This is a genomic window from Arthrobacter sp. PAMC25284, assembly GCF_019443425.1.
GTDB lineage: Bacteria > Actinomycetota > Actinomycetes > Actinomycetales > Micrococcaceae > Arthrobacter > Arthrobacter oryzae_A.
Genome location: NZ_CP080382.1, coordinates 443713 through 456499, shown reverse-complemented (window position 1 = coordinate 456499; position 12787 = coordinate 443713). Strand labels below are relative to the sequence as shown.

The window sequence follows — 12787 nt, the reverse complement described above, 5'->3', positions numbered from 1 at the left end:
GGATGATGGAAGCATGACAGCCAAAGATTCTCCGGTCACCATTGGGGTCGGCGACGTCTCCGTGTCCGCGGCCTACGCTCGACCGGACAACCCGTCAGCGACCCTTGTGGTTGCCCACGGGGCGGGGGCCGGCATGGACCATCCGTTCCTGCGGGGCTTTACCGGAGCGTTGAACGACGCCGGTATCGCGACGCTGCGCTTCAACTTCCCCTACCGTGAAGCGGGCCGAAAGTTCCCGGACCGGCCGCCTCTGGCCATCGCGGCATGGCGGGCGGCAATGGCCACGGCCGCGTCGCTGGGAAACGACGGGCCGCTGTGGGCAGCCGGCAAATCATTTGGTGGCCGGATGGCCTCCATGGCGGTCGCCGAAGGCATGCCTGCCGCAGGCCTCATCTACCTAGGCTATCCGCTGCATCCGCCGGGCAAACCGGAGAAGCTCCGGGACGAACACCTGTATGGGCTGACGCTGCCCATGCTCTTCCTGCAGGGCACCCGGGATACCTTCGCCACCCCGGAGCTGCTCGAAGCCGTGACTGCGCGCATCGGCCCCTCCGCAGCGGTCCAATGGCTCGAGGACGGCGACCACTCCTTCGCGGTCCGCGGACGCAAGCTCGACGCAGCGGCGGTGGGGTCCTCGCTGGCGGCGCCGGTTGCCGGCTTCCTGCGGGCCCACCCCTGACCATGGCTCATCTCCGGGCATCCGGGGCAGCGGCGGTGCGGGGCAGCGGCGGTGCGGGGCAGCCCGGGCTCTGCCCGAAGGCCGTGGAGGCGTTGACCCATCCGCAGCCCGGCCTCCGTCGAAGTACTCACTACAAGGAGGGCCCGGACACTCGCGGCCCCGGATCGTCAGGAGAAAAAGTGAAGTCGTTTGCATGCGGTGACGTTGTCCCCGGCTGCCAGGCCAAATGGGTCTGCAGCACGGAGGATGAGATTCTGGCCACGGTCGCGGCACATGCCGACACAGCTCACGGGCTCGTGGAGGTGCCTGCCGAACTGGTCCTCTCGGTCCGGCAGGCAATCGTCGCCGTAGGCTGAACAGTCGCGGAACCGCCTAGGGATCGAGGGCCCGGGGCGGGAACTCGCGGTGGAGACGCTGTCTGGCACTGTGTTCCACCAGGGTTGGAATGTAGAGCCGGATACGCCCGGTCTCCAACAAGTCGTACTCCTGCCCGACGACTCCTGCGATGTGGGTCCTTGGGGCATCGGGAAACCGGGCCGCCAGCCGCTCGACGATGGCACCTATCGTGGGGTCCTTCTGGGCGTCGCTCACGAGACAATTTTGGGGCGCGTTCCGGACGCCGTCAACCATTCACGACAGCCGCCACCGCTGATAGTTAATGTTCCAATCTGTCGCTAAATGTTCTTTTTCGTGTAAGAATGTTGCCATGACGCGAATCACAACGACCCGCCTGGCTGATGGGCGAGAGCTCATCTACTTCGACGACGCCGGGTCAACGGACCGCCATCCCGATTCGCTCGTGGACCGGCGGGAACTCCCGGGGCGCGCCGAGCCCGGAGAGGTCCGCTATGACGCCCTCAGCGGAGAGTGGGTCGCAGTCGCCGCCCACCGGCAGACACGCACGCACCTGCCACCGGCGGACCAATGCCCGATCTGCCCGACTACTAACGCCAATCCGTCCGAAATCCCGGCGCCGGACTACGACGTCGTGGTCTTTGAGAACCGCTTCCCCTCGCTGGGACCGGTCAACGGCCTCATCCCCCAGCAGCCCGGCTGGGGAACTACCGCCCCGGCATCCGGCCGCTGCGAAGTGGTTGCCTTCACCCCCGGCCACACCGGGTCCTTCTCCGCACTCGGATGGCCCCGCGCCCGGACGGTCATTGATGCGTGGGCACACCGGACGGAAGCACTCAGCAGCCTGCCCGGCATCCAGCAGGTTTTCCCATTCGAGAACCGGGGCCCCCGAAATCGGCGTCACCCTGCACCACCCGCACGGCCAGATCTATGCCTACCCGTACATTCCGCCGCGTTCGGCAGCCATCGCCTCCGCCGCCGGGGTGCACTGGGACGCCAGTGGAGGCACACAATCGCTCTCCTCCGCGCTGCTTGCCGCGGAGCGGAACGACGGCCGGCGCATGGTGCTCGAAGGCGAGCACTTCAGCGCCTATGTGCCGTTCGCCGCCCGCTGGCCGTTGGAAGTTCATCTCGTTCCGCACCGGCAGGTCCCCGACTTCGCTGCCCTGACGGGAGCCGAACGCGACGAGCTGGCGCATGTGTACCCCGAACTCCTGACGCGCCTGGATGCTCTGTACCCGACGGAGACCCCGTACATTGCCGCTTGGCACCAGGCTCCCGTGGGGCCGGCGCTGCGCCGGGCCGGACATCTTCACCTGCAACTGACATCACCCCGCCGCGCCGCGGACAAGCTCAAGTTCCTGGCCGGCTCCGAAGCCGCCGTGGGCGCCTTCATCAACGACACCACCCCAGAATCCGTCGCGGAACGGCTGCGAGCAGTAGCAGCAGTCGGGACCGCAGCCAGCTCTCCGGAAGGCGCCCCAGCTTGAACACCACCATGACCGGCGCGCAGCCGTCACGTCTCATCGAACGCTTCGAAGCCGCCTTCGGGGCCAGCCCGGACGGCATCTGGCAGGCCCCGGGCCGGGTCAACCTGATTGGCGAGCACACGGACTACAACGAAGGTTTCGTGCTGCCGTTCGCCATTGATAAGACCGCCAAGACCGTTGTCCGACGCCGTAATGACACCATGGTCCGGCTGCTTTCCACCTTCGGTAACCAGGGCGTCATTGAGGCCGATACCCGCACCCTGGCTCCCGGGGCCGCCTCAGACTGGACCAAATACCCGCTGGGCGTGGTCTGGGCCCTGCAGCAGCAGGGAATCGACGTACCGGGATTCGATCTCCTGCTCGACTCGGACGTGCCGCTCGGCGCCGGGCTCTCCTCCTCCCATGCCATTGAATGCGCCGTCATCACGGCGCTCAATGACCTCACGGAAGCCGGACTCACGGCCGAAGAAATGGTCCTGCTCACCCAGCGTGCGGAAAACGATTACGTCGGCGCGCCGACCGGCATCATGGATCAGTCCGCCTCGCTGCGCGGTTCCCAAGGCCATGCGGTCTTCCTTGACTGCCGGGACCAGTCCGTGCGCCTTGTCCCGTTCCAGGCTCGGGAGGCCGGGCTCGTCCTGCTGGTCATTGACACCAAGGTCGAACATTCGCACGCCGACGGCGGCTATGCCTCCCGCCGTGCCGCGTGCGAGCGGGGCGCCGAAATCATGGGCGCGTCGTCTTTGCGCGACGTCGGGACCGCGGACCTCGATCGTGCCGCGGAACTGCTGGACGCCACGACCTTCCGCCGGGTCCGCCACGTGGTCACCGAAAACGAGCGCGTTCTGCAGACCGTGGAGACCCTCAACGCCGGCGGTCCGGCACACATCGGCGCACTGCTGGACGCGAGCCATGTCTCCATGCGCGACGATTTTGAGATCTCCTGCCCGGAACTCGACCTCGCCGTGGACACCGCCCGGGCCAGCGGAGCGATCGGTGCCCGGATGACCGGCGGCGGTTTTGGCGGTTCGGCGATTGCACTGACTCCGGTCGGGGACGAGCAGCAGGTCCGCGACGCCGTCACCCGGGCTTTTGCCGACGCCGGCTTCGTCGCTCCCGGGATCTTCACCGTCACCCCGGCTGCCGGCGCCGTGCGCCTCAGCTAGGCGACGCCCGGCTTCTGCACCCACCGACGTACTTTTGAGGAATCGCACTATGAGAATTTTGGTTACCGGCGGCACCGGCTACATCGGTACGCACACCGTTCTGGCCCTGCAGGAGTCCGGCCATAATGTGGTGGTCATCGACAATCTGGTGAACTCCAGCGAGGAGTCCCTGCGCCGGGTTGCCGAACTCAGCGGCACTGCGGTGACATTCCACCGCGTGGATCTGCTGGACGAGGCCGCCTTAGATGCCGTCTTCGTGGAACTGTCCATCGACGCCGTCGTCCATTTCGCCGGACTCAAGGCCGTCGGCGAATCCGTCCGGGAACCGTTGCGGTACTACCACAACAACGTCGTCGGGACCCTGAACCTGCTCCGGGTCATGGACCGGCACGGCGTCCGCTCGCTCGTCTTCAGTTCCTCGGCCACCGTCTACGGAGAACACAACCCGGTCCCCTACGTTGAGAAAATGGAGATCGGCGCCAACAACCCCTATGGCCGGACCAAGGAACATGTCGAGGACATCCTGTCCGATCTGGGCGCAGCCGACCCCCGCTGGCACATCGCGCTGCTGCGGTACTTCAACCCGGTAGGTGCCCACCCGTCGGGCCGGATCGGCGAAGACCCGCAGGGCATCCCAAACAACCTGGTCCCCTTCATCGCCCAGGTCGCGGTGGGCCGGCGTGAGAAGCTGATGATTTTTGGCGGCGACTACGACACTCCGGACGGCACGTGCCTGCGCGACTTTATCCACGTTGTTGACCTCGCCGCTGGGCACGTCGCCGCCCTGGACCACATTGCGCCGCGGGCGGGCGTCTTCCGCTGGAACCTCGGCTCCGGGCACGGAACGTCGGTGCTGGAAATGCTGCGCTCCTTCGAGAAAGCCACCGGCCGGCCACTCCCCCGTGAAATCACGGCGCGCCGCACCGGCGACCTTCCCGCGTTCTGGGCCGATGCTTCTTCGGCCCTGGCTGACCTCAGCTGGTCCACCACAAAGACCGTGGATGAGATGTGCGAGGATCACTGGCGCTGGCAGAAGAACAACCCGCTGGGGTACGCCGGCTGGCAGGAACCGGCCGGCTTCGTCCGCAGTGGCGGTGTTGCGGAAGGCGTGCGCGGCGGGTTCGCTCCTCAGCGCAACCCGGACGCGGGCATGATCCTGCGTTTCCCTTTGGGGGACTCATGAATTGATTTGGGGCCGGGTGTTGCGCTCGGGCCGCCGACCGTTCAGACTGGCTACAGATCCGCAGGAAGAATACTTCCGCCGATCCAACCCTCTGGATACTCCGGCCGGCCATCGCCCCATCAGAGAATGTCGGGCAAATCCCGCTCGAATCACCGCTTTCAACCTCACGGGTCCTGCCCGTCCTGGAAGCCTGTGCCCACCGAGAACCGGCTTCTCCCACTGAGAAAAGAGACCACGATGATCAAGCACCACTCTGATGTTGTCCTGGAAATCACCGCCAACGACCCGGACACCATCGAAACCGATCTGAACACCGCCGTCGACATCGCCCGCCGACACGCCATGAAGGAATGCGGCCACGGCATCCTCGTCACCCAACACAACTTCACGACATACACCGTCACCGTCAGCCGCGATGTCCCCTACGGGCAGACCCGCGAGCACCGGGACTGAAGGGAACCCCAACGCGTTGGCTACGGCCCGCTGTGAACAGATTACTGATACACGCCCTCGTCGCCATTCCCGGCCTTGCGGTCGTGAACTGGAGGCGGCCCCGGGTCCCGGATCATTACGACTCTCCGCTCCACAGGGTCTTGGGCGCCGCCAGTGTCCTCCCACGGCCAGATGGCCTCAGCCCTTCAGGAGACCCTTGACCGGCTTTGCCTATGAGGCTGCCCGCTGCCACTGGCGGCGCCCTACGGTTCAGCCGCTGAACGCCACGTCCTTGGTTTCCGTGACGCCGGCGGTCCGGCCGGGCGCGGTCTGGTAGCGCCAATAGAGGTTGGTGTGCGCGATGACCTGGTCCGGCGGCGGAGCCCCCCACGCGCTCTGGTCCTCCGTAGTGTGTGCATCACTGACCAGGGTCACGTCGTAGCCGCGGGCAAAGGCGCCGTGGATCGTGGACCGGATGCAGGCATCCGTCTGCGCTCCCGTCACAACAAGACGCCCGACGCCGGCCGCGGCCAGCACGTCCTCCAACGCGGTGCCTTCGAACGAGTCGCCGAAGCTCTTGTGGACCAGGGCTTCCTGCTCTTGCCTCCTCAGCTCGGGGACGTACTCCCAGGCATCACTCCCCCGCGCGAGCTCTTCATCGGAGTGCTGGACCCAGACGATCGGCACCCCCTCTTGACGGGCCCGGGCAACGAGGGTGCCGATGTTGGCGACCACCGCGCCGCGTTGGTGGGCTCGTTCCACGACGCCTGTCTGGACGTCGACCACCACCAGGGCAGTATTGGGCCGGCCTGACAAGGTTGTCATGACGAACTCCTGTCTGTTGGGCGGGCTCCTGAATCGTCCACCATGCTAGGCGGATCCGGGTCGGACCGCTACGCTTCCACCCACCTACCCGCCACTGGAACGTCGTCGGGGATCGGTCTCGCTGCAGCCCGACTAGGCTTGGAGCATGCCTTCGCCCACTGACCCGGCCCTGTCCACGACCGGAAAACCGGCAGCGCGGAACACCGCGTTTGCCGGAGTCTCTGACGCCCTCATGATCCTGCTGTTCGCCGGCATCGGCAGGGACGCGCATGCGCGCGGCGACATCATCACCGGTATCTTCGCGACAGCGTGGCCGTTCCTGGCAGGGGCCGCCGTGTCCTGGCTCGCCGTTCGGGTGTGGCGCAACTCCTTCTCCCTCTGGCCGGCCGGCGTCGCCGTGTGGCTTGGCACGGTGGCCATCGGAATGCTCCTGCGCGCCGCAGCGGGGCAGACGGTTGTCCTGCCGTTCGTGATCGTTGCGCTGCTCAGCCTCGGATTCCTCCTGCTCGGATGGCGGCTTGCAGCGGCCGGCCGTACCCGGTTCCGGGCACGGCGTCGGCGGGTCTGATGTACTAGGCTGGCAGCAACGGCGCAACAGATCCGGAAAGGTTCACACGTGGTTACCGCTTTCGTCCTGATCAAGACAGACGCTTCCCGGATTCCGGAGACGGCGGAGGAAATCTCCGAAATTCCGGGCATCAGCGAGGTGTACTCCGTCACTGGAGAATGGGACCTCATCGCGATTGCACGGGTTGCCAAGCACGAGGACCTGGCCGACGCCATCGCGGACAAACTCTCGAAAGTCCGCGGGGTTGTGCACACCACCACGCAAATCGCTTTCCGGGCTTATTCGCAGCACGACCTCGACGCGGCCTTCGCGCTCGGCTTCGACCAGTAGCGCACACGTCATCAGCCGCGGCTGTCCGTGTCGCGCCCCGCCGCTAATCCGGCGGGATCTGCTCGAACTTTGCGCCGGAATCCGCTCCTAGTCGCGGGACAGCGAAACCCATCTGTCCAGCACTTCTGCCGCCGCACCGGAGGACACAGACTCTTCCGCCCGCTTGAAGGCCGCTGCCATCCGCTCCTCGAAGGGACCCACAGCGTCGAGATCAAAGGCCACCAGTCCCGCCGCCGCATTCAACAGCGCGGCGTCGGCCGCCGGCCCCGGAGCGCCGGCCAGGACAGCACGGACGACGGCGGCATTCGCTGCGGCGTCGCCGCCCCGCAGGTCCTCGAGGGTCGCTTTGCGGATGCCGAGCATCCGTGGGTCGAACATCGACTCAGTGACATGGCCGTTCCGGATTTCCCAGACTTTGGACGGACCGGTTGTTGTGAGTTCGTCGAGGCCGTCATGGCCGCGGAAGACGAGGCCGCGGCCCCCGCGCCGGGCCAGCACGCCCGCCACCAGCGGAGCCATCCTCTCGTTGGCAACCCCCACCGCGGACGCCTGGACGTGCGCAGGATTGGTCATCGGACCGAGAAAGTTGAATGCTGTCGGCACGCCCAGCTCACGACGGGCGACGGCGGCGTGACGCATCGAAGGGTGGAACGCCTGCGCGAAGCAGAACGTAATTCCGGCCTCCTCCGCGTTGAGAGCCACGCGGGGGATGGGCAGGTCCAACCGAACACCGAGGACTTCAAGGACGTCGGCAGAACCAGAAGCCGAAGAAGAGGCCCGGTTTCCGTGCTTGACGACCCTGGCGCCTGCACCGGCGGCGATCAGTGCGGCCATGGTCGAGATATTGACCGTGTTCTGCTGGTCACCGCCCGTGCCGACGATGTCAAGCTTTTCACCGGCAACGTCGATTGGGTTGGCGTGAGCGAGCATCGCGTCAACCAGACCCACCAGTTCATCCACGGTCTCCCCCTTGGACCGCAGTGCCACAAGGAAGCCACCCACCTGCACCGGGCTGGCCTCGCCGGACATGATGGAGTTCATGGCCCACTCTGTATCGCCCGCGGAAAGGTCCGTGCCGTTGATAAGGGCGTTGATGAGCCGGGGCCAGGTGTTGCCTGCCGTCTGTGCAGATGCCGGAGAAGTCACCTCCCGATGCTATCGAGCGGCCCCCTGCAATGACCAATGTGAACGAGTCAAAGAACTTTGCCGCGCGAATTCGCGTCTTTGTAGAAAAAGTCCCCGCGAAACGCGGTTCGTGTTGGGCAGGACGGACTTTTACAGACATAATGTCTATGTGACATCTGCGACCCATGCCCCCAGTACCCCGGCGCACCCGACGCTGAACCGCCCAAACATGGTTTCTGTAGGAACCGTAGTGTGGCTGTCCAGTGAGTTGATGTTCTTCGCCGGTCTCTTCGCCATGTACTTCACACTCCGTTCGACCTCCGGACAGATGTGGGCCGAAGAGACAGCCAAGCTCAACTTCCCGTTCGCGCTCGTAAACACCATCATCCTCGTGGCCAGTTCCTTTACTTGCCAAATGGGCGTCTTCGCCGCTGAGCGGCTTCAGCCGCGACGGAGCGGAGGCCGACTCAGCTTCACCCGCTGGGGCATGAACGGATGGTTCATCCTGACGTTCATCATGGGGGCGATCTTCGTCGCCGGCCAGACCACCGAGTACGCCATGCTCGTTTCCGAGCACGTTTCGCTCTCGAGCAACGCCTACGGCTCCGCTTTCTACATGACCACCGGCTTCCACGGCCTGCACGTCATCGGCGGACTGATCGCCTTCCTGCTGATCATCGGACGCTCCTTCGCTGCGAAGAAATTCGGCCACTTCGAGGCAACGTCGGCGATTGTCACCTCGTACTACTGGCACTTCGTGGACGTTGTGTGGATCGGCCTCTTCCTGGTCATCTACGTCCTCAAATAACCAGGACTAGACACTCTTTCTACAAGAGGTAGAATTTCAAGAATCGGCTCCCGGAGCCCACGCAGGATCGAATAAAGGAACCACCACGTGAAGGCACTCTCGCAAAAGCGACGTCACCCACTGGCAGCCATTGCATTGCTGTTGCTGGGCCTCTTGGTCACTGGTGGGCTGTACGCCGTCACCACCACCGTCAATCAGGCCAAGGCCGACACCACAAGCTTCAGTGCAAGCGACGTAGAGGAGGGCGGCAAGTTGTTTGCCGCCAACTGCGCCACCTGCCACGGCATGGGTGCAAGCGGATCAACGGCCGGGCCTTCGCTGGTCGGCGTTGGTGCAGCCGCCGTTGACTTCCAGGTCGGTACCGGTCGTATGCCCATGCAGATGAACGGCCCGCAGGCCATGCAGAAGCCTGCCCAGTTCAACGAAGAACAGACCCGGCAGCTCGCAGCCTACGTTGCCACCCTCGGCCCCGGCCCGTCCATCCCGGAAGCGGGCCTCCTTGACGAACAAGGTGATTCGGCCAAGGGCGGCGAACTTTTCCGCACCAACTGCGCCATGTGCCACAACGCTGCCGCCGCGGGAGGCGCACTGACCCGGGGCAAGTTTGCACCGGGCCTGGCCGGCGTATCAGGAACGCACATCTACGAGGCCATGGTGACAGGGCCGCAGAACATGCCCGTCTTCAGCGATGCGAACATCACCCCCGAGGGCAAACGCGACATCATCACGTTCCTGAAGCAGATTGAAGCCAACGGTTCTCCCGGCGGAGCCGATCTTGGTGCCTTGGGTCCGGTCTCCGAAGGTCTCTTCGTATGGATTGCCGGTCTGGGCGTCATTATCGCGTTCACGATCTGGCTGACGTCCCGGACGTCCTAAGCGGACCCTGCACCTGTCATAATTTTCTGCTGACCGCTCAGCAGTTTGAATTGAAAACTAACTCGGCACACGTCGAGACGAGAGAAGGATGAGGCGAATCATGGGCAACCATAGTGACGGCAGTCCGAGCCACTCGGGCACCGTAGCTAGGGCTGGTCAGAATGAGGTGGAGAAGTTCCAGGATCCTGGAATTCCCCCGCATCGTTTGCGCCTGGCTGACACGGACCCGAAGGCCGCCAAGCGAGCAGAACGGCAGGTGGCCCTCCTCTTCGGGAGCTCTGTTGTTGGCACCCTGTTATTCCTGGTGGCGTACTTCGCCATCGACCTGGGCGCGGACGGCACAATCGCCGATATCCGCCTGCAGAATATGCTGCTGGGCCTTGGCACTGCATTTGCGATGCTCGGCATCGGTACCGGAATCGTGCACTGGGCCAAAGCCCTGATGCCGGACCACGAAGTTTCAGAAGAACGCCATGCCATCCGCACCGAGGAGGACCGGCTGGCTGCGGTCCGTATCGTCGACGACATCGTGGAAGAGACCGGCATCAAACGCCGGCCACTCATCCGCAACACTCTGCTGGGCGCCGTCGCACTCGCTCCCCTGCCGGCACTGGCCATCTTCGGTGACCTCGGCCCCCGTCCTGACGACAAGCTCGCGCACACCATGTGGGCACCGGAGAACGGCAAGCTCAAGCGGCTGACCCGCGACCCCGATGGCACCCCCATCAAGGCAGCGGACGTTACGATCGGCTCTGCATTCCACGTCATCCCCGAGGGGCTGAACGAACTGCAAGAGGGCAAGCTCAACGAGAAGGCCAAAGCCGTTGTCCTGCTCATGCGCCTGAACCCGGAAAAGCTCAACCCCTCCGCCGGGCGCGAGGACTGGGGCTACAACGGCATCGTCGCCTATTCCAAGATCTGCACCCACGTCGGTTGCCCTGTTGCCCTGTACGAGCAGCAGACACACCACCTGCTGTGCCCGTGCCACCAATCGACCTTTGACCTGACCCAGGAATGCAAGGTCATCTTCGGCCCGGCCAGCCGGCCACTCCCGCAGCTTCCGATCGCGGTCGATGCCGAGGGCTATCTCGTCGCCACAAGCGACTTCCACGAACCTGTTGGACCGAGTTACTGGGAGCGTGCTGTACATGAGCGCAACGTCAACAGCTGAAACCCCCGCCTTCGTCGCCGCGACTAAGGGCGGGCGCATTACGGACTTCGTGGACCAGCGCGTCGGCGGGTCCGGGATGCTGCGTGAATTCGGCCGGAAGGTCTTCCCGGACCACTGGTCCTTTATGTTCGGTGAAGTGGCGCTGTATTCCTTCGTCATCCTGCTGATGTCCGGCACCTTCCTGACGTTCTTCTTCGATCCGTCGATGGCGGAGACGCACTACGATGGCTCTTATACGCCGCTGCAGAACGTCGAAATGTCAGTCGCGTACAGCACTTCCCTGGATATCTCCTTTGACATCCGTGGCGGTCTGTTTATGCGCCAGGTCCACCACTGGTCGGCGCTGCTGTTCGTCGCCTCCGTATCCGTGCACATGCTCCGCGTGTTCTTCACCGGAGCCTTCCGCAAACCGCGCGAACTTAACTGGGTAGTGGGCGGCGTCCTGCTCATCCTCTCGATGGCTGCCGGCTTCACCGGCTACTCCCTCCCCGATGACCTGCTCTCCGGAAACGGCCTGCGCATCATCGACGGCGTCGTTAAGTCCATCCCTGTCGTTGGCACCTGGATCTCGTTCTACCTCTTCGGCGGAGAGTTCCCCGGCACCATGATTATCGGCCGCCTGTACATGCTCCACATCCTGTTGGTCCCGGCGCTGATTCTGCTCATGATCGTGATGCACCTCTTCATGGTGGTCGTCCACAAGCACACCCAGTACCCCGGCCCGGGACGCAACGACGGAAACGTCGTCGGCTATCCGCTGGGACCGGTCTACGCAGCCAAGGCCGGCGGCTTCTTCTTCATCGTCTTCGGCGTCATCGCCCTCATGGCAGCGTTCTTCACGATCAACCCGATCTGGAATTACGGCCCCTACGACCCCTCCCCCGTCTCGGCAGGCACCCAGCCTGACTGGTACATCGGCTGGGTGGACGGCGCCCTGCGCCTCATGCCGGGCACCTTTGGAAACTGGCATGTCGAGCAGGTGTGGTTCGATCACGTCTTCGCTTTCAACGTCCTGCTTCCGGCGCTGGTTCCGGCCGGCCTGGTCTTCACTGTCCTGTTCACCTACCCGTGGATCGAACGCTGGATCACCAAGGACAACCGCGAACACCACGTGTTGGACCGCCCGCGGAACGCCCCGACCCGTACCGCCATCGGCATGGCAGGCTTCACGTTCTACTGCGTGATGTGGGCCGCGGCTAGCTCCGACCTCATCGCCACACACTTCAGTGTTTCGCTGAACGACGTGACGTACTGGCTCCGGGCCCTGTTCTTCGTCGGACCGGTCATCGCTTTCGTGGTCACGAAACGCATTGCCCTGGCCCTCCAGCGCAAGGACCGCGAGATCGCCCTGCACGGCCGCGAAACCGGACGAATCGTGCGCCTGCCGCACGGCGAGTTCATCGAGGTCCACGCCCCGCTGGATGAGTACAAGCGCTACAAGCTGGTCGGGTTTGAATCCCCGGCTCCGCTCCCCGCGGAACCGAATGAAAACGGCGTCGTGGACAGCAAGGAAAAGCGCCGCGCGCTGCTCTCGCGCTGGTTCTTTGAGGACCGGGTCGCCCCGGCAACCCCGGCTGAGCTCGAGGCCGCACATGGCCACGGACACGCCGCTGTCGAATCTTCAGAGTCGCAGAAGACGCTCAGCCACTAGGCATTCGCAGCTCCGAATCACGGAAGGCCCGGTCCCCGCACGGGGGCCGGGCCTTCCTGTCTGCCGGCTGAAAACAACGCGGCGTCACTACCCGCGCATAAGCCTTTCGGGGACGGGCATCCAGTGACC

At 64.6% G+C, this 12787-nt stretch carries 15 protein-coding genes and 1 pseudogene; 13 read left to right on the top strand and 3 right to left on the bottom strand.

The features are described 5' to 3' along the window. Positions 1 to 13 precede the first annotated feature (13 nt). Positions 14 to 679, top strand: a complete 666-nt coding sequence (locus tag KY499_RS02140; protein ID WP_123254187.1) for an alpha/beta family hydrolase — start codon at positions 14 to 16, stop codon at positions 677 to 679. Between the two features lie 179 nt (positions 680 to 858). Next, a complete protein-coding gene (locus KY499_RS02135; protein ID WP_123254188.1) occupies positions 859 to 1035 on the top strand; it encodes a DUF1059 domain-containing protein in 177 nt (58 codons plus the stop codon). Positions 1036 to 1051: 16 nt separating this feature from the next. Here the strand turns inward: KY499_RS02135 and KY499_RS02130 are convergent, their stop codons facing one another. Further along, the gene (locus KY499_RS02130; protein WP_123254246.1) at positions 1052 to 1270 is read right to left on the bottom strand and encodes a three-helix bundle dimerization domain-containing protein; all 219 of its coding nucleotides are present in this window, start codon (positions 1268 to 1270) and stop codon (positions 1052 to 1054) included. Between the two features lie 67 nt (positions 1271 to 1337). Here KY499_RS02130 and KY499_RS18675 point away from each other — a divergent pair. From KY499_RS18675 to KY499_RS02110, 5 genes and pseudogenes are all read left to right on the top strand, one after another. Next, positions 1338 to 1931: pseudogene (locus KY499_RS18675) on the top strand (galactose-1-phosphate uridylyltransferase); the annotation flags it as partial. Then, a complete protein-coding gene (locus KY499_RS18670) occupies positions 1843 to 2523 on the top strand; it encodes a hypothetical protein (protein WP_375141113.1) in 681 nt (226 codons plus the stop codon). The pseudogene KY499_RS18675 and the gene KY499_RS18670, both read left to right, overlap by 89 nt. 8 nt (positions 2524 to 2531) lie before the next feature. Next, positions 2532 to 3689, top strand: a complete 1158-nt coding sequence (galK, locus tag KY499_RS02120) for a galactokinase (protein ID WP_219886893.1) — start codon at positions 2532 to 2534, stop codon at positions 3687 to 3689. 49 nt (positions 3690 to 3738) lie between these two features. Continuing rightward, on the top strand, positions 3739 to 4872 hold the full coding sequence (gene galE, locus KY499_RS02115) for a UDP-glucose 4-epimerase GalE (protein ID WP_219886125.1): 1134 nt from the start codon (positions 3739 to 3741) through the stop codon (positions 4870 to 4872). 237 nt (positions 4873 to 5109) lie between these two features. Then, the gene (locus KY499_RS02110) at positions 5110 to 5325 is read left to right on the top strand and encodes a hypothetical protein (protein WP_219886124.1); all 216 of its coding nucleotides are present in this window, start codon (positions 5110 to 5112) and stop codon (positions 5323 to 5325) included. Positions 5326 to 5574: 249 nt separating this feature from the next. On the opposite strand, the gene KY499_RS02105 is transcribed toward KY499_RS02110, so the two are convergent. Further along, the gene (locus KY499_RS02105; RefSeq protein WP_219886123.1) at positions 5575 to 6129 is read right to left on the bottom strand and encodes an isochorismatase family protein; all 555 of its coding nucleotides are present in this window, start codon (positions 6127 to 6129) and stop codon (positions 5575 to 5577) included. Between the two features lie 145 nt (positions 6130 to 6274). Here KY499_RS02105 and KY499_RS02100 point away from each other — a divergent pair, with 145 nt between their 5' ends. Further along, positions 6275 to 6697: a DUF3054 domain-containing protein gene (locus KY499_RS02100; RefSeq protein WP_123254194.1), complete on the top strand. Its 423-nt coding sequence runs from the start codon at positions 6275 to 6277 to the stop codon at positions 6695 to 6697. 48 nt (positions 6698 to 6745) lie between these two features. Beyond that, entirely contained in the window at positions 6746 to 7027 is a 282-nt protein-coding gene (locus KY499_RS02095) for an Lrp/AsnC family transcriptional regulator (protein WP_123254195.1), read from the top strand. Between the two features lie 87 nt (positions 7028 to 7114). On the opposite strand, the gene trpD is transcribed toward KY499_RS02095, so the two are convergent. Next, on the bottom strand, positions 7115 to 8173 hold the full coding sequence (gene trpD / locus KY499_RS02090; protein WP_219886122.1) for an anthranilate phosphoribosyltransferase: 1059 nt from the start codon (positions 8171 to 8173) through the stop codon (positions 7115 to 7117). A 229-nt stretch (positions 8174 to 8402) separates the two neighbouring features. Between trpD and KY499_RS02085 the strand changes: the two genes are divergently transcribed. The 4 genes from KY499_RS02085 to KY499_RS02070 all read left to right on the top strand — a co-directional run bounded on the left by KY499_RS02085 (position 8403) and on the right by KY499_RS02070 (position 12658). Further along, positions 8403 to 8960: a heme-copper oxidase subunit III gene (locus KY499_RS02085; protein WP_258190898.1), complete on the top strand. Its 558-nt coding sequence runs from the start codon at positions 8403 to 8405 to the stop codon at positions 8958 to 8960. An 87-nt stretch (positions 8961 to 9047) separates the two neighbouring features. Further along, positions 9048 to 9836, top strand: coding sequence for a c-type cytochrome (locus KY499_RS02080; RefSeq protein ID WP_123254198.1), 789 nt, complete (start codon positions 9048 to 9050; stop codon positions 9834 to 9836). 100 nt (positions 9837 to 9936) lie between these two features. After that, a complete protein-coding gene (locus KY499_RS02075; RefSeq protein ID WP_123254199.1) occupies positions 9937 to 11007 on the top strand; it encodes a ubiquinol-cytochrome c reductase iron-sulfur subunit in 1071 nt (356 codons plus the stop codon). Continuing rightward, on the top strand, positions 10985 to 12658 hold the full coding sequence (locus KY499_RS02070; protein ID WP_219886121.1) for a cytochrome bc complex cytochrome b subunit: 1674 nt from the start codon (positions 10985 to 10987) through the stop codon (positions 12656 to 12658). The genes KY499_RS02075 and KY499_RS02070 overlap by 23 nt, the downstream gene beginning before the upstream one ends. Positions 12659 to 12787 lie beyond the last annotated feature (129 nt).